Below are 25,663 nucleotides of genomic sequence, written 5' to 3'. Positions count from 1 at the left end.
AACATGAACAATTTATTTCACTTGTCGGCGCGAGCCTCCGCGCTCGCCCTGCTTCTGGTGGCCGGCTGCCAGACGCAGCCATTGGAGCAACCCGGATCGGTCGGCCCCGACATCGCGAGCCGCGCTGGCGTGACCCCTGCCTGGACCAAGCCGGATGCGGTTGCGATCGGCGCCGATGCACTGCGGTCCGCGGCGACCGTCGCGCTTCCCGACCCGCTGAACGAAGTCGAAGCCGTCGCCATCGCCCTGGACGCCAGCCCTGCCATCGCCCGAATGATTTCGGAAACCAACGCCCTTCGCGCGGAGGCCATCGACATTTCGGCCCCGCAAAATCCGGTTCTGAATTTCACCTCGGGAGTGCCTCTGGACTCCATGAGCGCGGTTCCCATTTTCGCCATGCTCATGGTGCAGATCGACGAACTCTGGAAGCAGCCAATTCGAAGCGAGTCGGCCCGCGATTCCTACCAGTCGGCGCTGCTTTCGCTGGGTGCAAGCGCCGTGTCGCTCGCCGCAGAAACGCGCTCCGCCTGGCACGAAACCGCGTTGCGCGACGAGGAGCGCGGACTGGCCCGGCATGACCTTGAAATCACGCAGCGACTGCTGGTGATGGCCCGCGATCGATTCGCGGCGGGAGAAGCCGACGGAAACACGGTGGCCAAGGCCCAGGCCGAATATCTGGATGCTCATCATCGATTGGCCCGTGCGACCGAGATGCACACGGCGGCCCAGCTGTCGCTCATGGCGCTGCTTGGCCGCGTGGAGGCTTCGACCGGTTGGCGCACCGGCGTCGCCGATCCCTCCTCGGCCCACGCGCTCTTCGCGGAAGTCACCGATGAGCAGTCCCTGCTCTCCCAGCTCGCATCGACACGTCTTGATGTGCGGGCTGCGCATGCACGAATGCACGCGGCGGCATCCAAGCTGGAGCTCGCACGACGGAGTCGCTTGAACACAATCGATCTGGGCGGCGGATTTGAACGCGACATGGAGGGCGATCAAGCCGCCATGTTTTCCGCCAACATCGAGATTCCGATTTTCAACGATGGGTCGGCGCGAATCGCCAAGGCTGAAGCTGAGTTGGCCACGGCCTCCATCGAGGCGGAGCGCGTGCGACAGGCGGCCATCATCGAGCTGCGATCCGCCCTGACGCGGGCCTTCGCGACCGAGGATCGGCGCAATGCCAGCGCGGAGTCCTTGCTCGCACCGTCGACCGAAACCTTCAAGAGAGCGCAAGCGGCGCTGGCGGCCGGCGAAAGCTCCCAGCGCGAATTGATCGACGCGGAGCATTCGCTCAACCACGCCAAGCTTGAGATGACCGATCTGGAGCGCGAGCGCCGTGCTGCCCGACTGGTCCTGGCGAAAGCCGCGGGATTTCTGCCGGCGGAGGTGATGCCATGACTTCGCCTATTCCTCTGCCGGGTCGGCGCATCGGCACCCGCGTTCTGCTGCCCGCGGCGATTGTCGCCAGCGCCTCGGCCATCCTTGCATGGTCAAGCTGGCGCGCGTGGGCTCCGCTCACGGTGGTCCGCGCGACGCCCGTCGTGATCCGCACGGCGACGCAGTCGAACCCGACTTCAATCATGCGTCCGGGCGTGGAGCCATCATCCGCGGCCCAAGGCATGGTCGTGCAGGCTCCGGGCTGGGTCGAGCCCTCGCCCTTTCCCATCGCAGCGGCGGCGCTCACTCCCGGAGTGGTCCGCGAAGTGCTTGTGCTCGAGGGGGACCGAATTGAAAGGGACCAGGTGGTCGCGCGGTTGATCGACGACGACGCCAGGCTCTCGCTTCGCCGCGCCAAGGCCGAGGTGCAGGTGAAGGCCTCCGAACTAGCCCTGATCGAGGACGAACTGCGTCGCAAGCGTCAGCTGGTCGCCGGCGGCAGCGTCAGCGAAGGCGAAGTGGCTCGCCTTGGCATCAAGGCGACGGGCGCAAAGGCTTCTCTTGAGCAAGTGTCCGCCGCGCGCGATGAATCGGCGCTGAATCTGAGCCGAACTGAAGTCCGATCACCGGCCGCGGGAGTCGTGATGGCGCGCCTTGCGTCGCCCGGAATGATGGTTGGAAAATTCGGGCAGGACGCGGCGATCGTCCAATTGTTTGACCCGCAGAGCCTGCAGGTCAAAACGGACGTGCCGTTGTCCGATGCCGGGCGACTTCGGGTTGGCCAGATTGCCCAGGTTCAATTTGATTCCCTGCCCGGACAGACGGTGCGCGGTCGCGTCTTGCGGCTGGTGCAACAGGCGGACATCGCCAAGAACACCCTGCAAGCCAAGGTGCTGCTGGAGAATCCGCCCGACGGGCTTGTGCCGGACATGCTGGCGCGAGTCCGAATTCAACTGGACTCACTGCAACCGCAGGGCAAGGCCGCCGAGGGCGACGTCGGCGCGTCGAGCCGGACCGAGATCGCGATTCCGGAAAGCGTGCTGGCACAGACCATCGCGGCCGCGAATGGAACTCGAAGCGGATCGCTCCGAGTGGTGGTGGATGTGCGCGACGGTGTTGGCCGGATTGAATCGCGCGAAGTGGTCTGCGCCGCCGCACCCGCGAACATGAAGGCGGCGGGCGATTGGACGACGGTGTTCAGCGGGCTTCGACCCGGGGATTTCGTCGTGCTCCCAGACTCGCCTGCCACAAGCGTTGGTCAATCCGTTCGTGTCGCGGCGTCTCCCACATCCACGGATGCCGCAACCACAGAAAGGGATCCGCATGCCAACCACTGACCCCATCATCACCTGTCGAAAACTTGAGAAGCATTACGCGCGCGGCGGCGAGGCCGTCCGCGTGCTGGAGTCCATCGATCTGTCGCTCGCGCGTGGCGCGTTCGTGGCGCTCATGGGCCCCTCGGGCTCGGGCAAGACCACTCTTCTGAATCTGTTCGCCGGAATCGACCGCCCCACGGCGGGTTCGCTGGTGGTGGATGGCCAGGATCTTGTGCAGCTTTCCCGCGCCGAACTTGCCAAGTGGCGCGCCGAAAAGGTGGGCTATGTCTTTCAGCTCTACCACCTGGTGCCGGTGCTCACCGCCTATGAAAATGTGGAATTGCCGCTCTATCTGCACGACCTTTCGCGGTCGGAGCGGCATCGCCGCGTCGAGGAGGCGCTCGAAGCGGTGGGCATCGCCGATCGGCATGCGCACTATCCGCGTCAGCTTTCCGGCGGGCAGGAGCAGCGCGTCGCCATCGCCCGGGCCATCGTGACGCGGCCGGCGCTGCTGCTGGCGGACGAGCCGACCGGCGATCTCGATCGCGTCGCGGCGGCAAGCATCATGACGCTGCTGTCGAGCCTGCATCGCCAGCGCGGGCAGACTATTGTGATGGTCACGCACGACCCGGCGACCGCGTCTCACGCCCAGCGCTTGGTGCATCTGGACAAGGGAAAGCTTGTGGAGGATGCGGCGGTGCGCGCATGAACACGCTGAGATCCATCATCGGCATGGCGGCGCTGGCCTGGCGCGGACTGGTCCGCCGCGCCACGCGCAGCGCGCTGGTGCTGGCCGGCGTCGCGGTGGCCGTCTTCCTCTTCTGCACCGTCGAAGCCATGCGGAGCGGCGTCGAGCGCGCCACGCAGCAATCCTCCGGCGAAACCGCCCTAGTCGTCTATCGCCAGAATCGATTCTGCCCCTTCACCAGCCAGCTGCCCCAGTCCTATGAACAAGCCATCGGCAAGATCCCCGGCGTCGCGAGCGTGACGCCGGTGAAGATTGTGGTGTCCAACTGCCGCGCGTCGCTGGATGTGGTCACCTTTCGCGGAGTGCCGCCGGAGGACTTCGCTGCCACCCACGCCTCCAGCGCGAGTCCGGAGTCCATGAAGAGCTGGCTTGGCCGCGGCGACAGCGCGCTCATCGGGCGCGAGCTGGCCCATCGCCGCCGCCTGAAGCCGGGCGACCGATTCACCGCCGCCGGCATCGACGCTTTCGTCGCCGGAATCATCGAGAGCGACGAGCCGCAGGATCAAAGCAGCGCCTTCGTGCACCTGCCCTTCCTGCAGGAGCAGGCCAAGCGCGGCGGCACCGGGGGCGTGGTCACCCAATTCGATGTGCGCGTCACCGACCCGGCGCGGCTGGACGAGGTGGCCCAGGCGATCGACCGGCAATTCGCAAGGGACCAGTCGCCCACCACCACCCGCGCGGAGACCGCGCATGTGGCGCGGGCCGCAACCGATGTCATTGTGCTGGTGCGCTTCGCCGAGGCCCTGGGACTCGCGGCGCTGCTCGCGGTCTTCGCCCTGGTGGCCAACGCCATCGTCCTCTCCATGCGCAGTCGCGAAAAGGAGATCAGCGTGCTTCAAACGCTTGGTTTCCGCGGCGTCCATCTTGCGGCGCTGGTGCTGCTGGAGGCCTGCCTGCTGGGAGGAGTCGGCGGCCTGGTTGGAGCGGTCAGCTCCTATGCAACCGTGTCACTGGCGCGGACGGCGATGACCATGGAGGGCGTGTCGATCGCGATTCCGCCATCGGCCGGCATCGCAATCACTGGCGTCGCCATCGCCATCGGACTCAGCATGGCCGCTGGCGTCGTGCCCGCGATCCTGGCGTCCCGGCAAACCATTGTCGCGGGGTTCCGCTCATGAGAGTGCTGCCGATTCATTACGCGGCCCGCAACATCGGACGAAGTCCGCTGCGCCTGGTGCTGACCGCGGGCGGCAGCGCCATCGTGATCTTCCTGGTGGTGAGCGCGGCGGCGAGCGTGCGGGCACTCGACCGGGGCATCCGGGCCAGCGGAACGCCGGGCAATGTCATGCTGCTCGGCGCGGGCAGCGAGGAAAGCGTGGAGCGCAGCGAAATCTCGGCGTCGACTCCGGGCGTACTCGCGGCGAGCATTCGCGGCATCAAATCCGCTGGCGGCGCCGCGTTCGTCTCGCCGGAACTCCATGTGCCGCTGCCGCTTCGCCGCGCCGAGGCGTCCGCTCCCGGCGGCAACGCGCGCGATCTGGTGATGGTGCGCGGAGTCGAGCCCGGCGCGTTCATGGTGCACCCGCAGGCCCGGCTTTCCGTTGGCCGTCTTCCCGAAGCCGGACGCGGCGAAGCGCTGGCGGGTCGCTCGCTGGCGGTCCGACTTGGCATGGCGGACGCGGACCTGTCCGATGCCGCGACTCCGCCCTCGATCCTGATCGACGAGACCAATTTCGCGGTCACGGGAATCATCGATGCTCCCGGCGTGGCCATCGACGGCGAGGCGTGGGTGCCGCTCGGCGATCTTCTGGTGCTGACCAAGCGGCAAACTCTTTCGGTGGCGGTGGTCTCGCTGGAGGGCGCCGACATCGGCGACATGGAAGTCTTCGCGTCGAGGAGGCCCGATCTGGAGCTCGCCGCGATCGACGAGCCCGCCTATTACGCGGGTCTCGCCCGCTTCTTCCGCCCGGTGCAGATCCTGATCGGCGTCAGCGCGCTCATCGTTGCCCTGGGAGCCATGCTCGGCGGGCTCAATGCACTGGACGCCTCCTTCGCCTCGCGCTCGCGGGAAATCGCCATGCTGCAGGTGCTGGGGTATTCGAGAGGCGCCGTCGTCCTGAATCTCATTCAGGAATCGATCATCACCGTCGCCGCCGGAGCCCTGCCCGCCCTGCTCATCGCCGCGCTGTTGCTCGACGGCTTGGGCGTGCGATTCTCCATGGGCATATTCTCGCTCTCGGTCGATGCCGCGTGCGTCGCCAGCGGGCTCGCCGCAGGACTGTTTCTCGGATTGATCGGCAGCCTGCCCCCCGCTCTTCGTTGTCTTCGCGCGGACATTCCGTCCGCGTTGAAGTCGGACTTGGCCTGATTCACCCCTTTCGGAGATTCATCCATGAGATCGCTTCGCAACACCATCATCGGATCCAGCATCACCGCACTTGCTTGTGCCTTGCCGATGGCGTGCGACCCCGCCACGCCGCCGCCGACACCCTCCGCGACGGCAGCCTCGTCGCTGCCAAAGAATTTGTTCGTCATGCAACAACCTGCGGGAGCCGTCGGCGTTCTGGAGGCCCGAAAGCAGGCAAAGGCCGGCCAACGAGTCGCCATCATCGGCCGCATTGGCGGGTCGGTGTCGCCCTTCGTCAGCAACCGCGCCGTGTTCACCCTCGTTGATGCATCGCTGAAAACTTGCGCTGAAATGGGCGACGACGCCCACTGCCCGACGCCCGCGGACTACTGCTGCGAGGAACGCTCTTCGCTTGCGAAAGCACTGGCCTCCGTCGCGATCGTCGATCGCAGCGGAAAGCCGCTCGCCATCGCCCTGGATTCCGAGGGCTCGCTCAAGCCGCTCATGTTGATCGCCGTCGAAGGGACATTGCAGCCGACCGAAGGCGGCGTGTTCAGCGTGAACGCCGACCACATCTACAAGATTCCCAACGATCCGCTCGCCAGCAAGATCAAATAGCGTTCGCACGCCGATTCCTTCGTGAAGGGTGTCACCTTCGCCATCCACCGATGCCATGAGCGACTCACAGCCGTTTCGTCATGAGATGGCGCTGGTGGCCGATGTAGCCGCTCCGGGCATAAAGCTCCGCGGCGCGGGTGTTGGAGATGTCCGCCTCCAGGCGCAGAGCGCGCATTCCGAGCTTCGCGCAAAGTGATTCAATGTGCGCGAGCACCTCCGACCCAACACCGCCGCCGCGCGACTCCGGACGGATGAAGAGCTCGTCGACGAAGGCCACCGGCCCGTCGAACTCCAGTCCGAAGGACCATGCCAGCAGCGCGTAGCCGACGCACACATCGCCCTGCCGCACCACCAGCAACCGCCCCGCCTCGGGCGACTTCAGAAATTCAAGAAGCACCCCGCGCTTCCCGGGCTCCGAATAAGAAAGATTGAAGTGCTTGTAGAAATCGCGCACCAAAGGCATGACCCCATCCAGATCGCGCTCCGTCGCTGCTTGGATGGTCAGCGTCACTTCTTGGGGTTGCCGAAAATGTCCTTGAGACCGTCGCCGATGCCCTTGGCGCCGCCCTCGATCGCGCTGCCCGCGTCCTTGAGGATGAGCTTGTCGAGCTGGCTTGCCGCGTCATTCAGCCCGCCGACCATGGCGTCGGAAAGGCCCGAAATCTTCGCCTCCACGATTGCCGTCGTCAGCCGTCCGATGAGTTCGCTTGAAAGCATCTTGGCCACTTCGCTCATGGGCATCTTGTTTCCAAGATTCTTGATCTGGATGTCGGGAATGTCGACCGCGACCATCTGGCCTGCCGTCATCATGCCCTGCACCCGAACCTTGATGGCCGTCACCGTGACCAGCTTGATGGTGACGGTCTTCTCCGGCGATGTGTCCTTGGGCGGCGCGGACTCAGGAGTCTTGGCCGGCGCCGTCTTCGATGCGAGGTTGTCCGAGACCACCTGCAGGTTCACCTTGCCATCCTTCTCTGCCAGCAGCACATCGATGCCGTCGATCTTGACCTCGTCGATCGCGATGTCCTGATTGAGCAGTTCGGAAAGCCTGAGCGTGACGCCCGCGTATTTCACATCAAGCATCTTGTCGCTGCTGAAGCCCGCGGGTTGCGCCACGGTGAGCTCGCTGACCGAGGAGGTGCCTCCCAGCAGCGCGATGTGCACCGACGACACCGCGGTGTCCACGCCCAGGACCTTGGTGCCCGCGATGCCCACGATCCGCGCCGCTGCGGCGTCCAGGAAGAGCACCGCCGTGACCACGATCACCGCGACCAGCGCGATGCCGGCGAGGATCAATTTGCGAAGTAGGTGGCGGCCGCCCTTGGCTGATTTTGGAACGTGGGGGATCATGGGGGCGAAGATTAGCAGGGACGCCCGCGACTTTCAGCGGCGAGGATTCATGCCCGCGTCAACGCGTCGCGCTTCTCAAGAAGCTGGGCCGCCACGCTGACGGCGATCTCAGCCGGGGAATTCGTTCCAAAGGGCAGGCCCACCGGACAGTGAATCCGGGCGATCAGCTCCGCGCCGAATCCCTCCTTCTCCAGCGTGCTCCGCAGCGTGCGCGCCTTGGTCTCGCTGCCGATCACGCCAATGAACGCCGCTTCATTGCGCTTGAGGATCTGGCGGACGATGGGCAGGTCAGTGGCATGCCCCTGCGTCATGCACAGACAAAACGCGCCGGATGGAAGCTTCCTCACCTCGTCGGCAAGTTCGACGGCCACCACCTTGCGCAGGTTGGGCCGCGGCGCAATCTTGTCGAGCCACTCGACCCGGTGGTCGATGCAGGTCAAGTTGCAATGAAAGGTCGCCAGCAGCGCCACGACGGCCTGGGCCACGTGCCCGGCGCCGAAGACGGCGATGTTCCAGCCCGGACCCGCGGAGACCTCGTAGAAGAGCGCGGCCGCACCGCCGCAGACCATGTTCAAATCGCGCTGCAATTCGTAGCGCACCATCTCCGGCGCGACCGGCGAGCCGCCCGGCGCCGCGCTTTCCGCCCGCGCGATCATCTCCTTGGCGTGCTCGATGGCGCGGGCCTCCAGCCGACCGCCGCCGACGGTTCCCCACGCTAGCCCGGCCGCCGTCACGATGGCCTTGGCACCGATGTCCTGCGGCACGTGCCCTTCCGGGCAGACCAGCGTGACCGTGGCAAAGATCGTCCCGCTCTCGGCGAGTTTGCCTGCGTGCTCGAGATATTCGCGCATGACGCGGCTCATCGCGCACAATCTATAGAGTGCGGCGGAAAGCTGTATTCACTTGGCCGCTTCCCAGGCTGCGAAGGATTCCGGCGAGAGACCTCGCAGCACGCGCTCCGCCGTGGCCGGAATCGCCAGGGGAACCACGGCCGCACGGCGGGACATGATGGCGTCGCGCACCGCAGTCCACACCGAGATCGCCAGCAGCAGCGGCGGCTCGCCCGAGGCCTTGGTCGCCCGCACATTGTCGGTGTTGCCTTCGTTGAAGATCAGGTTGGCGTTGAGGATGCGCGGCGTGTCCTGCACGCTGGGAATCTTGTAGGTGCTGGGCGAATGCGAGAGCAGCAGTCCGTCGTCGCTGTAGACCAGGTGCTCGGTGGTGAGCCAGCCCATGCCTTGCGAGAAACCTCCCACCACCTGTCCCAGGTCGAGGGCGTGATTCACAGGGCGACCCATGTCCATCAGGATGTCCACGCGTCGCACCTTGATCTCGCCGGTGTAGCGATCGAGCTCCACCTCGCTCGCGGCGACTCCCTGCGTGAAGTAGAGAAACGCGCGGCCCTTGCCCTTGACCTTGTCGAAGCCCAGGTGCGGCATTCGGTAATGGCCGTAGTCGCTCACGGAAATGCGGTTGAGGTAGGCCTCGCGCACCAGCTCGGCGAATCCGATCTTGAACGGGGCGTTGTCCTTCACGCCGACGACGACCTGTCCGTTCGTGAACTCCACGCGCTGTCCATCTTCGCCGTCGGAATCTCTCCCCGCGCCGACGGACACTTCCGGCTGAGTGCCCAGGCCCGCGGTCTTGTCCGCCCACGATTCGCGCGGAATGCCCCGCAGCGCGATGGCCAGCGCCGAAAGGCGCCGCTTGATGGATTCGCAGGCCATCATCGCCGCGGCGCCGTTGATGTCGGTGCCGGCGCTGGCTGCGGTGGGCGAGGTGTTGGCGTTCTTCTCGGTCGAGGTCGGCATGACGCGCACCGAGGCCAGCGGCAATCCGAACTGCTCGGCCACGATCGCGGCGATGCGCGAGTTCACCCCCTGGCCCATCTCCACGGCGCCGGTCGAGACTTGCACCGTGCCGTCCACGTGCAGGTTGACCAGCGCGTTGCCTTGGTTAAGGAAGCGCGTGGTGAAGGCGATGCCGAACTTCACCGCCGTCAGGGAAAGCCCGCGCGGATGCCCGTGCGGATTGACCGTGCGGTCGGCGTTCCACGCGGCCACTTCGCGACGGCGCTTCCGGTAGTCGCACTCCGCTTCGAGCTTCTCGAAAAGCGCCGGCAACTGGTTGTTCTCCACGCGCTGCCCATAGTGCGTCATGTCCTGACCCGGCCCGTAGCAGTTCAGCTTGCGAACATCCAGCGCGTCGCGGCCGGTCACGCGGGCAATGTCCTCGATGATCGACTCGATCAGAGCCACTCCCTTGGGCCCGCCGAAGCCGCGAAAGGCCGTGTGCGGATGGAAGTGGGTGCGGCAGACCCTGCCCCGCACGTGCATGTCGGCAATCGAATAGGCATTGTCGCAGTGCAGCAACGCCCGTTCCATGATCGCCGTCGAGAGATCCGCGTAGGCGCCGCCATCGGAGTGAAGCGTGGCGTCGAGGGCCAGAATTTTCCCCTGCCCGTCGAAGCCGCATTCGTAGCGAATCTTAAAGGGATTCCGCTTTCCCGTGATGATCATGTCATCGTCTTTGGAGAGGGCAAGTCGGGCCGGGCGGCCGCTCTTCTTTGCGATCAGCGCCGCGTAAGCCGCGATCGGCGAGGCTTGCGACTCCTTGCCGCCGAAGCCGCCGCCCAATCGCCGCGCCACGCACACCACGTCGCTGAGGCGCAGGCCGCACGCATCCGCGACCACGCGCTGCGTCTCGGTCGGATGCTGCGTCGAGGAGTGGACCTCAAGCTGCCCCTCCTCGCGCGGATAGACGACCGCGGCCTGGCTCTCCAGGTAGAAGTGGTCGGCGCCCTCGATCACCAGTGTGCCCGCGAGCCGGTGCGGCGACTTCGCCAGCGCAGACCGCGCGTCCCCCTGGCAGACGGAGCGCTCGCTTCCGATGAAGTTCTCCTTCGCCACCGCTTGGTCGATCGAGCGGATGGCAGGCAACTTCTCCCACTCGACCTCGACCGCGGCCATTCCCTGCGCCAGCGCCTCCCTGCTTTCGGCGCCCAGCACCGCCACCACTTCGCCGGCAAAGTTCGTCTCGCCGGCGGCGATGATGGGTTGATCCTGGAAGATCATGCCCCAGACGTTGTGCACGACATCGGCGGCGGTGACGGCGCAGATCACTCCCGGCACCTTCAGCGCCCGCGCGCAGTTCAGCTTCTTCACTCTCGCATGCGCGAAGGGGCTGTAGACCAATCCGCAGTGCAGCTCGCCCTTGACCATCGGACGGTCGTCGACATACTCCGACTGGCCGGTGACATGCGTCGACGAGGAGTCGTGCGGCGCCGATCCGGGATCCGGGAGGATCGCCGCGGCTGGGTGGGCGGGCCTATCCATGCAGCACCTCATGCCCGTAGCGGCGGAACAAGTTGGCGGCCGTCACGCGCCGATAGGCGGCGCTGCCGCGCACATCGGAGAGCGGCTTGATGGAGCCGGCGATCAATCGCGCCACCTCCTCCACCTTCTGCTCGGTGAGCTCGCCCACCAGCGCTTCCTCGGCCTGCGGCACGCGAATGGGAGTCGCGGCGACGCCGCCGTAGGCGATGCGCGCCGACGCGACCATCGGCGCGGTCTGCTTCCCGCGCCGACCACCGAGCACCAGGGCAAAGGCTCCGCTGATGGCGCTGATGTCCAGGTCCTTGCGCTGCGAGACCTTGTAGAGGCGCAACACCTCGTGGTCCGAGCCGCAGTCGAAAGTGACATGCGTGATGATCTCGCCGGGTTGCAGCGACAATTTCTTGTAGCCGAGGTAGAGCTCGGTCATGGCAATCGATCGCTTCTTCAGCGGCCCCTTGCCGCCGGGCCGGCCCACGACATGAATGGTCCCGCCCGCGATCAGCAGAAAGGGAAGCGTGTCGCCGATGGGTGAAGCGTTGGCGATGTTGCCCGCCAGCGTGGCCACGTTCTTGATCTGCGGCGACGCAAAGAGGTTCAGGAAGCGCGCGAACTCCGGTGCCGACTTCTCGCTCAGACGCCGCAATTGCGCCAGCGTCACCCGCGCCCCCACCGTGATCCCGCGGCGCGCGGTCTTCGCCTCGTAGAGCTCCGGCACCAGATGCAGGCTCAGCAGCGTCCGGGGCATCGGCTTGCCCTTGTTGATCGGAACGCCAAGATCGGTGGCGGCGCCGAGCACTTTGCACTCCGGCTCGAGTCCCGCGAAGGCCGCGGCATCGCGCAATTTCACCGGCGCGAAGAGTTTCACGCCGCCATGCTCGATCCGCATCGGCCGCTTCGTGGTTTCCAGCGCGTCCCGGATCGCGGCGGGATCGGAGTATCGCCGCGCCACCGAATGCCTCTCGGTGGCCCGCACCGTCACGGCCGCCTCGACGATGGTCGAGTACCCCGTGCAGCGGCAGAGATTTCCGGTCAGGTAGTTGGCGGCCGTCCGGGCGTCCGCGCGGTCGTGCTTCTCCAGCATGCCGCTCATGGCCATCACGAATCCCGGCGTGCAGTAGCCGCACTGCGAGGCGTGGCACTTCTGCATCGCCGACTGCGCCGGCGAGAGCTCGCCGCCGCAGGCCATGCCCTCCACCGTGACGATGTGCGAGCCGTCCATCTGGGCCACGGTGGCGATGCAGGAGTTCATCGCCTCGAACTCGAGTTGCGGCGCGACCGCGCCCTCCTTCGCGCCGGGCGCCGGAAACGCGCGCAGCACCGTGCAGGAGCCGCAGTCTCCTTCCGCGCAGACGATCTTGGTTCCCGTCATGCCCGCCTCCTTGCGGAGCCATTCGGCGAGCATCATCAGCGCCTCCCGCCCGCGGATCTCCCGTCGCACTCCGTTGAGGTAGATCAGGGCGAAGTCACGCATCAGCATGGATTTTAGCAGCGGCGCGCGCCGCATGTCACGCTCGCGGAGGCGTGCCGGCCTGGAAGTACTGGATGACCGCGCCCTTCATCGAGTTGTCGCTGTTGATCCGCTCGATGATCGGCGGCACCGGCGAGGCGTCGTGCCAGATCTTGATCGGACCGAAAAAGCTCTTGTGCCACATCGGCCGGAAGTTCCAGTTCATCGGCAGCACGAAGGGATTGAACCCGGTCTGCTCGATGGCCAGCGCGAACGATCCCTGGTCGTTGGCCTTCATCATGTGCGGCTTCCCGTCGCGCACCACCATGAGCGAGGAGTCAGTCACCGGCGCCAGCTCACGCCACTTGGAAAAGACCGGGGCGGCCTTCTTCGTGAAGAAGATCACGCCGGTGTTGTATTCAATCTGGTCACCCTCGAAGATTCGGTGGTAGCGCCGCGCCCAGGGGCACTCGTTCAGCGCGATGGCCATGCCGAAGATCGCGGCTTTTTCAAAGCCGAAATTCAGGTTGCCCTGGACCACCGTGTCGATGTCCAGATACAAAGTCTCGTCGAAGGGCGACAGGTCGAACATGGCGGCCTTGCGAACCAGGCTGGAGTCGTCCCCGGCCGGGGCGTCGATCTTGATAATTTCGTGGGGAAGCTCAGGGTGGAATTTGCGAACCGAAGTCTTCAATCGCTCGACGGGCAGCTTCGACTCATCGCCCCAATAGATCGAAAGGATTCCTCTGGACATGGACACTCCGCTGGATGGACCGAACTCGGCTTGCCGCACTCGACGCGACCAGAGCCTACATCCTCCCCGTCATCGCATGATTTGCGATGATGGATGCAATAGAAAGTGATCCCGGCGCATTCATCAATCCGATATGTTTTCACTCTCGTGCGCAGGATCAAAGCCTTGCAGCGGGAGCCTTATCAAGGAATTGGACCATGCGAATCAACCGTTATCTCGTTCTCCCCCTGATCGCCGTGCTCGCCCTGGGCGCCTCAGCCACCGCGGACACCGGAGACATTTCAGTCGTGAATCCCTCGCCGACGCACCATGCCGCCAAGTCGGCAGGCCATCATGCCAAGGGTCATCATGCCAAGGGCAAGCACGCCAAGGCCAAGCACAAGGGCAAGCACAAGGGCAAGGCCAAGCACGGCAAGCACGCCAAGTCGAAGAGCGGCCATCGCGCTCCCGCCAAAAACTGAAGCGGAGCTTTCCTCGGATTGAATCGCCTCGCCTCGGGGTGAGGGCGAGTGCGGGGGTCCCGTGGCACTACGCGTGCTGCGCTTCGCGCGCCGTGGTCAGCTCGAACAAGGCGCCGAGCGACTTGGCGGAGTCTAGGCCCATGATGCACTTCCGCAGTTTCTTGCATTGATCCTCGCCGATGACCTCGCCGCCCAGCGCGGTGAACTTCACGCCGATCTCCTCCTCGGTCATCGGGTCGCGCGGGTCGCCCTTGGGCACGTCAACTCGCGTGGAGTGCGACGCGCCGCCGTTGGTGGTGATGGTCACGCGGCTGGGCTGGAACTTGGGAAAGAGCGCCTCGAACTCCTGGTTGGCCACCACCTTCACCTTGTCCATGATCGGCTGCAGCGCCTTGTCCATGACGCGCTCCTCGCGGAATTGCAGCGGGGTCACCATGCCATCCACCAGGCCCACCGCCATGCAGTAGGGCAACGAGTGGTCGGCGGTCTCCTTCGAATCGGGCCGGTACTTGTGCGGATCGCCCAGGATGTCGGCGGCACGGGCGATCACCTCCACCTTGATCTCCTTCACGTCGGCGGCGCGGAGACCGTGCTCCTTGATCGTCTTCATCATGGCGGTGAGCGGCGCGTGGCTCAGTGCCTCGATGGGAAAGCTCTTCATGCCGCAGTCCAGGATGCGGTAGTGACACTTGGTTGAAGTCGGAAGGTCCGCGACCAAGGCCGCGCCGTCGAAGGTGGCGGGATTCCCCTTGTATTGAACGTGGTTGAACACCGCGAAGAGGCCCTCCTTGCCATCGATAATGTGCTCGGGGCCGGAGAATCCGCCGCGGGCCAGCAGCGCACTTTCGGCGCCCATGCGTCCCGCCCAGGGATCCACCGTGTTTTTCATGTTGGTCAACTTGCCCGCCGTCACGGCGCCAGGGCAGAACGTTCGCGACGCGCTGATGCCCATGGCGGACACCATCTGCGCCGGAGTGAGATTCAGCACCCGGCCCGCCGCGATCGGCGCCGCGAACGCGCTCAGCGTGGCGTGGTGCCAGCCGTACTCGCGCACGCCGGGGCGGCCCACTTCGCACAATCGCATCTCGATCTCATAGGCGATGATGGTGGCAAGGATCAGCTCCCGGCCGCCCAGTCCCTCGCTCTCGCACAGTGCCAGCGGCGCCGCGATGAGGTCGCTTGGATGGCAGGGGTCGGCCTTCCAGTAGATGTCGTTGTAATCCATGGCGCGGATCATGTGCCCGTTCAAAAATGCCGCGTCGACGGGATTGGTCTTGAAGCCGCTGACGAACGCTGTGGCGCCGCCCTTGCCGCCACCCATGGTGCGGTAGTGCTTGAGCAGGATCTTCGCGTCGTCCTGGCGGCTGCCGCCCAGCGCGCAGCCGATGGAGTCGAACCAGAACAGCTTCGCCGCCTGAATCGCCTCCGGGGAGAGGTGTTCGTACTTGAGCGAGCAGGCCCACTCGGCGATGGTGTGCGAGAGAAGACGCTTGGACTCGGTGGTTGCGTGTGCCATGTGGACTCCGTGGTGTGGCGAGAGGTGAAGTGGATTCAGTTCGGCGCGATCGAGGACGGGGCTCAGGCCGTCGCCTTCTCGGCGACCGCCTTGGCCATGTCGAGCGTGGAATCCTTGCCGCCCATGTCGTAGGTGCGCACGCGCCCCTCGGCGATCACCTTCGCGATGGCCGCCTCCAGGCGCGTCGCCTTCTCGGTCTCCTTGAGCCAGTCCAGCATCATCTTGGTGGTCAGGAGCATGGCGATGGGATTCACCTTGTATTGGCCCGCGTATTTCGGAGCCGACCCGTGCGTCGGCTCGAACACCGCATACTTGTCGCCCAAGTTGGCGCTGGGCGCGAAGCCCAGGCCGCCGATCAGGCCGGCGCAGAGATCGCTCACGATGTCGCCGAACATGTTCTCCGCCACCAGCACCGAGTAGTCCTGCGGATTCTTGAACATCCACATGCAGATGGCGTCGATGTTCGCCTCGTCGGCCCAGATGCCCGCGTAGCCCTTGGCCACTTCGCGGAAGCAGCGGGTCATCAGTCCGCCGGTCTCGCGCAGCACGTTGGGCTTCTCGATCAGCGTGACGCGCTTGCGGCCCGTCTTCTTGGCAAACTCGAAGGCCTGCTTGCAGATGCTGGTGCAGCCCTGCTTGCTCACGATGCGGGTGGAGAGGGCGACATTCTCCAGCCCCTTGTCCTTCCAAGGCTTCATCTTGGGGTTGGCGCAGAGCGCGGTGTAGACCGGCTCGGGCAGCGGGAAGAACTCCACGCCGCCATACATGCCCTCGGTGTTCTCGCGGAAGACCACCTGGTCGATCGCGACATCGCCGCCACCCGGGTTGGCGATCTTGGTGCCGCGGTAGTTCAGCGGATTGCCGGGGTAGCTCTTGCAAGGCCGCATGTTGGTGTGCAGGTTGAACATCTGGCGCAGCTTGACAATCGGCGAGAAATAAACCAACCCCTTGCCCTTGAGCTCGGGGATCAACTCCTCCTTGGCCTCGTCCTGCGGCTTGCTGGTGATGGCGCCAAAGAGACCGCAGGTGGTGTCGGCGAGCGCCTTCACGGTCCGGTCAGGCAGCGCGTTGCCCTCCTTGCACCAGAATTCCCAGCCGATGTCGCAGTGGATGTACTCGGCGTCAAACTTCATCCGGTCCAGCACCAGCCGGGCCCCCTCCATGACATCGTTGCCAACTCCGTCGCCGGGCATCCACGCAATCTTGTATTTGGACATTGAGCTTTCTTCCTTGGATAGGGATTCGGACTTGAAGAGCGGGAAGAATACAGGCCCGACGATGCATCGATGCGGAGCGCATGGCCCCACGGATTTACGCGGTCTTTTGCGGCTTCGCCTTCAGCCGAGCTGCCACCAGATTCTCGGCGCCCCCCGCGACGATCAATTCCTGCGCCGCCGGGCTCAGCGGCGGAAAGGCGAAGGTTTTCCCGTCCAGAGTCAGCTTGGACTTGCCGTAGTCGATGGTCATCTCGGCCGCCGCCGTGGTGGGCGCGCGGTTGGTCAGCGTGGCGCGAAGATGCGCCACCAGCTCAGGGCACTCGAAAACCACGAAGCCGTTGTTGAAGGCGTTGCGCTTGTAGGTTTCGGAGAAACTGCTGGCGATGACGCAGGGAATGCCCTTGAACTTGAGGGCGGTGGCCGCCTGCTCGCGGCTCGATCCGGTCCCGAAGTTCAGCCCTCCCACCACGATGTCGCCAGCGCGATAGAGCGTGTTGAAGTTCGGGTCAAAATTCTCGAAGGTCACCGCGGCCATCTGCTCGTGGGTGAGGTCGTCGCGGTAGGTGTGCTTGCCGGCGTAGATGCCGTCGGTGTTCAAGTTGTCCTTGTCGACGAAGAGGACGCGGCCGCGCACACTCGGCGGAAAGCCGGCGATGATCTCCACCGTCCGCGCTTCGGGCGGCCGGCCCGCGGCGCGGCGCACCGAGGTTCCTGCGGCGCGGTCCGCGAAATTCTGGGGAGCGCAGATGAATCCCGCCATGGCGCTCGCCGCCACCACGGCGGGCGAACCCAGGTAGACCTGCGCGTCGGGGTCGCCCATGCGCCCCTTGAAGTTTCGGTTGGTGGCGCTGATCGCCGTCTCCCCCTTGCCAACAAGTCCGCGGCCCAGTCCGATGCAGGTTCCGCAGCCTGGCGGCAAGGCAATGGCGCCTGCGTCCAAAAGTGCTTTCCAATCGCCCGCGGCTTCGCTCTTGCCCTGCACTTCAGCGCTGGCAGCGGCCAGATAAAATTCGACCCCTGCGGCCACGCGCCCGCCCTTGGCGCGCACCACGGTCGCGGCGTCGTGCAAGTCTTCCACCCGCGCATTGACGCACGACAACAGATAGGCCTTCTGAATCGGCACGTGCTTCCGCTGCATTTCCGGCAGCGACACCATGGTCTTCACTTCGTTGGGTCCGGAGACATGCGGCACCACCGTGGCCAGGTCGAGCTCCAGCTCGATGGCGTAGTGCGCGTCGGCGTCGGCGCTGAGATTGGCCCGATCCTTCCACCACGCATCGATGTCGGCATTGCTGTAGCCCGATCGACTCTTCGGGCCGCGCGTTCCCGGGCGACGAAGGTTGGTGAACTCACCCACGCGCGAACGCAGATAGTTCACGGTCACCTGATCAAAGGGAAAGAGCCCCGCCAGCGCGCCCCACTCGGTGGTCATGTTGGCGATGGTCATGCGCGCATCCATCGAGAGCCGCGCCACGCCATCTCCCAAAAATTCCACGGCGTGGTTGAGCACCTCGTCTTTGTTGAAGAGGCCGCACAGAGCGATGATGACGTCCTTGCCGGTCACCCCCGCCGAGAGTTTTCCCTTGAGCACCACCTTGGCCACCGCGGGAACCTGCCACCAGGTGACTCCGGTGGCCCAGATGCTCGCGGCGTCGGTGCGCACCACGGGCGTTCCCAGCGCCGCCACCGCGCCGTAAAGATTGGAGTGCGAATCGCTGCCCACCACCAGCGCGCCTGGTGCAACATAGCCCTGCTCCACCATCACTTGGTGCGAAATGCCCGTGCCCGGCGGGTAGAAATCGATGCCGTGCTCGCGGGCAAAGGCCTGGATCTTGGCGTACTTGCCCAGATTTTCCGGCGTGACGTTCTGGATGTCGTGATCGATGGTGAACACCGGCTGTGCGGAATCCGCGATCGTGGTGGCGCCGATCTGCTTGAACTTTGGAATCACCGCGCCGGTGTTGTCATGGGTCATGACGTGGCGCGGCCGGATGGAAATGAAATCGCCCGCTCGAACAAGAGCTCCCGCGGCGAGCCCGTCGGCATGGCGTGCGGCGATCTTCTCGACGAGCGTGAGACCCATGCGGTCTACCTTAGCACACGATGTTTCGCCGCATTACATCACTGGCGCATTACTCTGATTATCACAGAGCCTTACTGTCGCTTGTGCTCACAGATTGCATTTTCTGCCCAGACCTTTGCCCAAGAACATCATGAAGTCTGTCTTCAGGAGAGACGTCGCAAAATATCATTCAAACCGTCTTGAAACTCCCTTGCCCAGAGAACCCCCGGCCAGCCAAACGGAAGAGGTTGAATCGGACCCGCCGTGTCAACAAAGTCCAGATCAGAACTCTTAATGCTGTCCGAACCCTTCAAAGCGTTTGCCCTTGTGTCCAGAGCCTTAAGAATTTGGCCTTCGGAATCCTTCATTGCAATTACCTCAGGCTTCACCTCACACTGCCGCTGTTGCCGCCGCAGCCAATAGCCCCATGCGAGAATGGCATAGCCGGACAGGAAATTGGCAATCGATGCAGACTGTTTCAACTTGTATTGATCAATGTGACCTCCGTGCGCCAAGCACGATCTTTGCCCGTACAAGCAATAAACCGTGTCGCGCACCTTGCGATAATTAGTGCGCACAGTTTTTTCATCTTGCGGATTGCTAGGGACGGCTTCCGCATTTGAGTCCTCCTGCACTTCAGAGACATGCGTCGCAATTAGTGCGCCGATGCGTTGGCGCAATTGCTTGCCAATTTTCCTCTCGCTGTCGGCGAACAGTGCTTCAAGAGCCGCCACATTGAACGCCAGCATCGCCTCTTGAGAATCTTTGCTTCTAGTTGCCAGAGCATGTAGTCGAAGAGCTCTGGTAATTCTCGGCGGATCGTCGCGTGACCCAATTCCCTGTAAGCCGGCTTCGATGGTCGCCTTCACTGTGCTGGCGTCAAAACGAGGCGTACTGGTCCGCCAGGCTTTGTTACGCGAATTGTTGAAGTGAATTTTCCAGTTCATTGAGCTTAGGCTCGGACTAGACGCCGACTTCCCCCCTGCAGGGGACTTGGCATTCGAGTCCTGATGCACCGGGGCGAGCGTATCGCGCACCGAGCCAAAGCATTCGGGTTCGAGCAAGTAGGCGGCAACATATGCCGATAGTGCGCCCTCGACTATGTTGCAGGCATCTGTCCCGATCGTTTGCGCATAGTTTGGTGCACCCCATACCTGCACCGTTAGCGTTACTTCGTGCAACGGCGTTCCATGAGTCTCCGTTTCCTCCACAGCCGAACGGACTCGCAACCCTGACCTTGGATTCTCACTCAGCAACGCAATATTCTCATGCCTCACCAGCACGATGTCCCTGTCCTCGCTCGGCAGAACGAGTGTAGGAACTGAATTTTGCCTTTGACGAACGGGAAAATAGTTTTCTTCGGCGAGGCTCATGGCTGCCAGAACGATTGGCACTTCTTCATGCAGGACTTCTTCAACGCGTCGTGCACAAGTCTCCAGCACACTAGATGGCGGCCGCACTGGTGTTTGGCCATTTACTCCTTTTGAGCAATGCTGCAGTAATTCTGACAACTCTGATAGAGGCACGACAATATCACGGACTGCATCTTGCAAATCCCTGCGCTCAAACCTGCTTGAACTCGCGTAATTGTTGCACCACTCGGCCATACGCGTGCATTCTTGCCAGGCCTCTGAGTGTGCCGCCAAAAGTCGAACAACGAATCGGGCTCGCGCCGGTCGCTTTGGAGTTTGATGCAAATCAAACCGCGGATGTTCATGCAATCCGAGGTCGAAACTATCTTCGCAATACTCCTCAATTAGGCATTGGACAATGCGTTTTGCCGCGTTTGCAGCCCAGCTCTTGAACTCTGGGGATTCGGACAACTTTGGGGTCGACGGCTGCATGAACTCCGTTACTCAAATGTGCGAGCGGCCCACATTTTATTTCTGTATCGCGCGCTTGCCCAGGAACTTGGCGATGTCAAAGTCCACGAAATCGGCGTGATGGAAAATGATCGACTCGATCGAGCGCTCCATCTTGTCGCCTTCGTGGCTGTGCGTGGCGATGATGTGCATCACCTCGCCGGGCAGTCCGTGCTTGTACGCCAGCGCGACCCCGGTGAAGGGATGCCGCACCTGCTGTCCGAAAACTCCCTGCACCACCTTGCCCGAGGCGTCCTTGTCGAACTCCAGCGGCTTGCCGCAGTCGGCCAGCAGCGCGCCGGCGATGAGGAAGTCCCGCTGGATCGGAATGCCGCAGCGGAAGGAGCCTTCAAGCACATCCGCGATGGCGATGCACTGCAGCGCGCAGGAGTTCAGGTGCTCGACGAAGGTCATGTCGATGTCGCCGGCGAGCAGCGTGAACTTGACGGCGCGGAGCTCGTCGAAGGTCCAGCCCTTGCCGCCGCACCCCGTGGCGATGGCCTCGTTCCACACGGCGGCCACCTTCTCGCGCAGCGCCTTGTCGCTGATCTTCATCAAGCTGGGAAAGAGCTGGGCGATCTCGGCGACGCCGTGGGTGGTCCGTTGTGTTGTGGTCATGGTGGTCATGTCGATTCTAATTTACGCGGGAAGGTTTCTCGGGGCGGGCCCGTCGTAGCCGTGGTTGACCGGGTCGATCCGGCGCATCGGCTTCTCGCGGGTCTGCTCTTCGATGACATGCGCCACCAGCCCCGGCGTCCGCGCGATCATGAAAATGCCGTTGAACGCCGCGGGATCCATGCCAAGATCGGCGAGAATGGCCCCGATGGCCCCATCCACGTTGATCGGCAGCGGCTTCTTGGCGTCGGCGAAGGATTTCTCGACCGCCCGCGCCGCCTGCATGTGCGCTCCATCCACGCCTGCCTCGCGGGCCAGCTCGAAAAGCCTTGCCGTGCGCGGATCCTTGGTGTGGTAGCGATGGCCGAACCCCGGCATCCGGTCTCCCGCCTCCTTCATCGTGGCCAGCGTGCGCGTCGCCGCTTCGTCCATCGAAATTGACTCGCTTTTGGCGCGGTCGGCGATCACCTTCAACTGTCGGGCGCAATCCTCGATGGCGCCGCCATGGTGCCGGTTGATCGACATGATGCCGGCTGCAACTGCGGCGCTCAGCGAGGCTCCCGTTGAGGCCACGGTCCGCGCTGCCAGCGCGCTCGGTGGCGTGGCACCGTGATCGATCGAGGCAACCAGCACTGCGTCCATCAGCTTCGCGATGACAGGCTTGGGAAGCTCCCCGGTCAGAATCAAGTGCACCGCGGCACCAAAGGAGGCCCGCCCCATGAGGTCGGCGATGTCGTAGCCGCGCACCGCGACCTTGTTGGGCTCGATCCGCGTCACCGCCGTGTTCCACACCGCGTTTTTGTCGGTTTCGCTCATCAGGCTCCGCCCTTTCATCCGCTGAAGAATTTCCACCACGGCGCCGGGCAGCTCGCCGAAGGCGTCGACCACAGTGGCCCCCGCCTCGCGCAGCGCCTTCACCTTGCCGGCGTGCGTTCCTCGGCCATTCTCGATGATCGCCCCCGCATGACTGAATCGCGTGCCTTCGCGCGCCGCCTTGCCGCCGATGTAGGCGACCACCGGCTTGGTGACCTTGCGGTCGCGAATCAACTGGGCCAATTCCTCTTCCTGCGAGGAGCCGATTTCGCCGAAGACCACGATGGCTTCGGTAAGCGGATCGGCCTCGAACATCAGCGCCGCGTCAGGAATGCGAATTCCCAGCACCGCGTCGCCGCCGATGTGCGCGATGGTCGAGAGCCTCACACCCGCCTGCCCCAGGTAGTAGCCCGTGCTTGAAGCCATGCCGCCGGAGCGACTGATCACTCCGACGCCGGCGGGAACGCCGGGTTTGAACCATTGCCGCGCGCTTTCGGCGCGGCCGCCGATCATGCCGACCACGCCCCGCCCAGGACTCAGCGCGCCAAGCGTGTTGGGTCCGAGGAAGAGCGCGCCATTCGCCTTGGCGGCCGCCGCGATCTCCATGGCGTCCCACACGGGCACGCGATCCGGCACCAGCACAGTGAGCTTGATGCCCGCGTCGATCGCCGACAGCGCCGCGTCCTTCACGCCGACCGCGGGCACGAACAAAACGGAGATGTCAATTGTGCCAAGGGCTTTCACCGCCTCCTGTGGCGTGTTGAAAACCGGAACGCCCAGCACCGTTTGCCCGCCCTTGCCCGGCGTCACGCCCGCGACGACCTGGGTTCCATACTCGCGCATAAGGCGAGTGCGAGCCTGACCCTCGCGACCGGTGATGCCCTGCACCAGGACCCGCTTGGTTTCGTCGATCAGGATCGCCATCAGCGGACTCCCCCCACGGCGACCGGCGAGCCCGCCGTCGACTTGCATCCCACCAGTTCTTCAAGCCCGGGAATGTCCAGCTCAAGATGAAAGCCTTCAACTCCCGCGAGCCGGCACTCCACGTCGCAGGCGAGCAACTCGGAATCCTTGCTGGCAAACTCCTCAAGGGGCAGCGAGGCCGACGGTGCGCCGCCGCGATCCACGATCAAGCCACCCGAGTGCGTTTCCACGGCGCGGCGAATCTGCGCCCAACGAGTGGCGTCAATCCACACGCGGCCACTTTTCACCGGAAGTTGCATGGCCGACGGATCCTCCACGAATTTCGGAACGCGAGGGGCACGCGGCTTCCACTTCACACCGCCTGAATCCGCGACGAGCTTCGCGAATCGCTCGGCAATCATGGCCGGTGCGTCGGTCTTGCGATAGCCCTCGACCGGCGCACGAAGCAGCCCGGACATTCGCCGCAGAATGTCCACGGCGCGATCCTCCGTGTTGCCTCCCAGCCGGATCACTGCGGGAATGTTCAGATCGAGCTCCCAGAAAGCCTTGGCCAATCCGTAGGCCGACCAAAATTGTTCCTGGCTCGCCACTCCGGAGCCGGAGCCGAAATAGCCCACGATGTCGGGCTGGGCCAGAATGATCCGGCTCGCCCGGTACACCTTGGTCGCGGAGGGGTTGCCGCTGGTGTCGGTGAAATTGGCAATGGTGAATCCCGCGTTCACGATGGCGTCCATCGACATCATCGATCCGCCGCCGCCGGCGCCGTGAAATCCCACAAGCCCCTTGGAATCCTTGGAAGCCGCAGTGGCGAGCTGGGCGAAATAGAACGTTCCGCGATGATCATTCTGTTCGGCGGCGTAGGCCACTCGTTCAAGCGCCGTGGGCGGATGATCGAACTCCCTCGCGATCTCAATTCCCAGTTCGGGGTGACGCACCACCGCGTAATCATCGATCGTCATTCGGCAGTCGGCGGCGACGAATCGGCCATCCCGGGTCAGCACCAACGGATTGATCTCAAGCGACCGGGCCTCGACGCTTTGAGCGGCGATGAACAGGGCATGAATCATTTCGGCAAGCCGGGTCGCATGGGCAGGAGAAAGACCACACGAACCCGCGGCTTCACGGGTCGCCGCTTCAAGGGGTCCACGTTTCACATCGCAGGGAATCCGCCGCGTCGACGCGGCCCGTTCCTCGATTCCGCTGCCGCCCCCGGCCGCGAAAATGATCACCGGCGCTCGGGAGGCGTCATCGATGGCCAGCGACAGGAAAAACTCCCTTTCGATGTCCAACTTTTCCTCGACCAGCACCGCCTCAACCGGGAATTGCCCAACCTTCATGGACAACATTCGGACCGCATGAGTCCCGGCCTCCTCGCTGCTTTTGGCGAATGCCACGCCGCCAATGCCGGCGCGCCCCGTGGTCCAGGCCTGAATCTTGACGACCACGTCACCCCCGGTTTTTCCAATCAAATCCTTGGCAATTTGTTCAGCATGTTCCGCGGTCGTGGCGGCGGTGCCGCGGGGAATCTGGAACCCCTGTTTGGAGAGGATTGCTTTGCCTTGATATTCGTGAATTCGCGCCATGGGTGGGGGTTGCTTCAAGGATCGTAACCAACTTCCCCGTCCCATTGCGGCATCATGGACTCAACAGAACCAAAGGAAAACACGGCACTTTTGAATGAGTTTTGACAAAGGTTTGATGTTGCCGCAAGGCAATTCCACGATGACAATTTCATGGGATTTGAGATCCGCAAGATCATCAAATTTCAGTTTCGCGCAAGAATTTCGGGCATACCCACCCTCCCGATTGCTCGAATCTCACTTGAGGCGGCCCTGGAGTTAATTCCGGGGAACTGAAGGTCGACCCATAACCAAAAACGAGACATTTTTTGCACAAAAAGGCTCCTGGTCTAAATAAACGATTAGTTATCCTTCATATGCACTTTTGCCGAATATTGCGGCTGTTTTCCTTGACGGGAGGCTTTTTCAGCGCATTGTCACCGGGCCTGTTCCCTTTACTGTTCCCTTTCCCTTTGCACAAGAATCTCATTCACTTCCTTAACGAGCCATTGGCTCAGAGAGTTTGGATCCCTATGTCCTTACGCGTCAATACAAGCCGTATCTCCCTTGCCGCGGGCATCTTTGCCCTGGCGGTTGCTGGTGTTGCTTCTCCCGTCCTCGGTGATGTGAGCATCAATTTCAACAGCAATGATGGTGGCTTCTCATCGTCCTTCAACACCGCGGCCTTCGAGGGTCCCTGGGTTTGGAGCCCAACCGGTGGCGCTGCTGGTACAGGTGGTTGGTACACCGTCGGTCAATCCGACGATGTGAGCCACTCCTGCACCACTGATCTCACCAGTTCAGTGTTCACGGTGAGCACCACGGGTGCAGTCCAACTCAGCTTCGACCACCACTACAGCTTTGAAAATGGCTGGGATGGCGGAGCGGTGTTTGTCAGCCACAACGGTGGTGCATACACCATGCTGGACAACAGCGCATTTGTTTCCAACGGCTACAACGGCGCCTTGACGGGCTGGGGCTATGGAAGCGAACTGGCTGGTGCAGCGGCGGTTTTCTCCGGTGAATCTGCCGCAGAATCCAGTTCATTCATGAACAGCCTGGCGAACCTGGGTTCGTTCAGCGCTGGCGACACGATCTCCATCCGCTTCCGAGCCGCCTTTGATTCGAACACCCGCGCTGGTCTTCCCAGCTGGTCGATCGATGGCCTCGATATCAGCAATGTCGTTCCGGTGCCGTTCCCCGGCGCCACCGCGGTGCTGGCGATTGCGGGTTCGATGGTCGGCCTTCGTCGTCGACGCAACTGAAGTTTGAAGATTTCATTGCACTGATCAACCGCCTTGGGTCTCCCGATCCAAGGCGGTTGTCTTTTTGAGACTTTGTTGTTTGGGTTTTGTTTGGAATTATGCGTTGGAAAAATCCATCACAAAATTGGAAATATTGCAAA

The 25,663-nt window shown here is 63.5% G+C and carries 21 protein-coding genes and 1 pseudogene; 8 read left to right on the top strand and 14 right to left on the bottom strand.

Annotation, left to right across the window (positions count from 1 at the left end; translation table 11 throughout):
* The first annotated feature begins 3 nt into the window (after positions 1 to 3).
* From K8R92_04905 to K8R92_04880, 6 genes are read left to right on the top strand one after another with little or no spacing between them, the layout of a single operon-like run.
* Positions 4 to 1,395 carry a TolC family protein gene (locus tag K8R92_04905; protein ID MCE9619229.1) on the top strand — a complete coding sequence of 464 codons (1,392 nt, stop codon included), beginning with the start codon at positions 4 to 6 and terminating at the stop codon, positions 1,393 to 1,395.
* Complete coding sequence (locus K8R92_04900; GenBank protein MCE9619228.1) at positions 1,392 to 2,711, top strand: efflux RND transporter periplasmic adaptor subunit; 1,320 nt, start codon at positions 1,392 to 1,394, stop codon at positions 2,709 to 2,711. The genes K8R92_04905 and K8R92_04900 overlap by 4 nt, the downstream gene beginning before the upstream one ends.
* The gene (locus K8R92_04895) at positions 2,698 to 3,399 is read left to right on the top strand and encodes an ABC transporter ATP-binding protein (GenBank protein ID MCE9619227.1); all 702 of its coding nucleotides are present in this window, start codon (positions 2,698 to 2,700) and stop codon (positions 3,397 to 3,399) included. The genes K8R92_04900 and K8R92_04895 overlap by 14 nt, the downstream gene beginning before the upstream one ends.
* Positions 3,396 to 4,556, top strand: a complete 1,161-nt coding sequence (locus K8R92_04890) for an ABC transporter permease (protein ID MCE9619226.1) — start codon at positions 3,396 to 3,398, stop codon at positions 4,554 to 4,556. The genes K8R92_04895 and K8R92_04890 overlap by 4 nt, the downstream gene beginning before the upstream one ends.
* A 2-nt stretch (positions 4,557 to 4,558) precedes the next feature.
* Positions 4,559 to 5,746, top strand: a complete 1,188-nt coding sequence (locus K8R92_04885) for an ABC transporter permease (protein MCE9619225.1) — start codon at positions 4,559 to 4,561, stop codon at positions 5,744 to 5,746.
* 24 nt (positions 5,747 to 5,770) lie between these two features.
* On the top strand, positions 5,771 to 6,343 hold the full coding sequence (locus K8R92_04880; GenBank protein MCE9619224.1) for a hypothetical protein: 573 nt from the start codon (positions 5,771 to 5,773) through the stop codon (positions 6,341 to 6,343).
* A 64-nt stretch (positions 6,344 to 6,407) separates the two neighbouring features.
* Here the strand turns inward: K8R92_04880 and K8R92_04875 are convergent, their stop codons facing one another.
* From K8R92_04875 to K8R92_04850, 6 genes are read right to left on the bottom strand one after another with little or no spacing between them, the layout of a single operon-like run.
* Positions 6,408 to 6,854, bottom strand: coding sequence for a GNAT family N-acetyltransferase (locus tag K8R92_04875; GenBank protein ID MCE9619223.1), 447 nt, complete (start codon positions 6,852 to 6,854; stop codon positions 6,408 to 6,410).
* Positions 6,851 to 7,693, bottom strand: coding sequence for an AsmA family protein (locus tag K8R92_04870; protein ID MCE9619222.1), 843 nt, complete (start codon positions 7,691 to 7,693; stop codon positions 6,851 to 6,853). Before K8R92_04870 ends, K8R92_04875 begins: the two co-directional genes overlap by 4 nt.
* A 47-nt stretch (positions 7,694 to 7,740) precedes the next feature.
* Entirely contained in the window at positions 7,741 to 8,556 is an 816-nt protein-coding gene (xdhC, locus tag K8R92_04865) for a xanthine dehydrogenase accessory protein XdhC (GenBank protein ID MCE9619221.1), read from the bottom strand.
* Between the two features lie 36 nt (positions 8,557 to 8,592).
* Positions 8,593 to 11,028 carry a molybdopterin-dependent oxidoreductase gene (locus K8R92_04860; protein ID MCE9619220.1) on the bottom strand — a complete coding sequence of 812 codons (2,436 nt, stop codon included), beginning with the start codon at positions 11,026 to 11,028 and terminating at the stop codon, positions 8,593 to 8,595.
* Positions 11,021 to 12,499: an FAD binding domain-containing protein gene (locus K8R92_04855; protein MCE9619219.1), complete on the bottom strand. Its 1,479-nt coding sequence runs from the start codon at positions 12,497 to 12,499 to the stop codon at positions 11,021 to 11,023. Before K8R92_04855 ends, K8R92_04860 begins: the two co-directional genes overlap by 8 nt.
* Before the next feature lie 34 nt (positions 12,500 to 12,533).
* Entirely contained in the window at positions 12,534 to 13,229 is a 696-nt protein-coding gene (locus K8R92_04850; protein ID MCE9619218.1) for a hypothetical protein, read from the bottom strand.
* Between the two features lie 197 nt (positions 13,230 to 13,426).
* On the opposite strand from K8R92_04850, the gene K8R92_04845 reads away from it, so the two are divergent.
* Positions 13,427 to 13,690 carry a hypothetical protein gene (locus tag K8R92_04845; GenBank protein MCE9619217.1) on the top strand — a complete coding sequence of 88 codons (264 nt, stop codon included), beginning with the start codon at positions 13,427 to 13,429 and terminating at the stop codon, positions 13,688 to 13,690.
* 67 nt (positions 13,691 to 13,757) lie between these two features.
* Here the strand turns inward: K8R92_04845 and K8R92_04840 are convergent, their stop codons facing one another.
* The 8 genes and pseudogenes from K8R92_04840 to K8R92_04805 all read right to left on the bottom strand — a co-directional run bounded on the left by K8R92_04840 (position 13,758) and on the right by K8R92_04805 (position 24,282).
* Positions 13,758 to 15,206, bottom strand: coding sequence for an MmgE/PrpD family protein (locus K8R92_04840; GenBank protein MCE9619216.1), 1,449 nt, complete (start codon positions 15,204 to 15,206; stop codon positions 13,758 to 13,760).
* 62 nt (positions 15,207 to 15,268) lie between these two features.
* Positions 15,269 to 16,423, bottom strand: a complete 1,155-nt coding sequence (locus tag K8R92_04835; protein MCE9619215.1) for an isocitrate/isopropylmalate dehydrogenase family protein — start codon at positions 16,421 to 16,423, stop codon at positions 15,269 to 15,271.
* Between the two features lie 94 nt (positions 16,424 to 16,517).
* Positions 16,518 to 18,506, bottom strand: coding sequence for a homoaconitase (gene lysF, locus K8R92_04830; protein MCE9619214.1), 1,989 nt, complete (start codon positions 18,504 to 18,506; stop codon positions 16,518 to 16,520).
* Between the two features lie 143 nt (positions 18,507 to 18,649).
* A complete protein-coding gene (locus K8R92_04825; protein MCE9619213.1) occupies positions 18,650 to 20,092 on the bottom strand; it encodes a hypothetical protein in 1,443 nt (480 codons plus the stop codon).
* A 273-nt stretch (positions 20,093 to 20,365) separates the two neighbouring features.
* Positions 20,366 to 20,965, bottom strand: coding sequence for an HD domain-containing protein (locus K8R92_04820; protein MCE9619212.1), 600 nt, complete (start codon positions 20,963 to 20,965; stop codon positions 20,366 to 20,368).
* A 21-nt stretch (positions 20,966 to 20,986) separates the two neighbouring features.
* Positions 20,987 to 21,778 carry a citryl-CoA lyase gene (locus K8R92_04815; GenBank protein ID MCE9619211.1) on the bottom strand — a complete coding sequence of 264 codons (792 nt, stop codon included), beginning with the start codon at positions 21,776 to 21,778 and terminating at the stop codon, positions 20,987 to 20,989.
* Positions 21,779 to 21,799: 21 nt separating this feature from the next.
* Positions 21,800 to 22,699: pseudogene (locus K8R92_04810) on the bottom strand (succinate--CoA ligase subunit alpha).
* Complete coding sequence (locus tag K8R92_04805) at positions 22,699 to 24,282, bottom strand: acetate--CoA ligase family protein (protein MCE9619210.1); 1,584 nt, start codon at positions 24,280 to 24,282, stop codon at positions 22,699 to 22,701. The pseudogene K8R92_04810 and the gene K8R92_04805 overlap by 1 nt, the downstream one beginning before the upstream one ends.
* Before the next feature lie 509 nt (positions 24,283 to 24,791).
* Here K8R92_04805 and K8R92_04800 point away from each other — a divergent pair.
* Positions 24,792 to 25,523, top strand: a complete 732-nt coding sequence (locus K8R92_04800; GenBank protein MCE9619209.1) for a hypothetical protein — start codon at positions 24,792 to 24,794, stop codon at positions 25,521 to 25,523.
* Positions 25,524 to 25,663 lie beyond the last annotated feature (140 nt).

The sequence above is a fragment of the Planctomycetota bacterium genome, assembly GCA_021414025.1.
Taxonomy (GTDB): Bacteria; Planctomycetota; Phycisphaerae; order Phycisphaerales; family SM1A02; genus SYAC01.
This window is presented reverse-complemented; position numbering and strand designations above follow the sequence as displayed.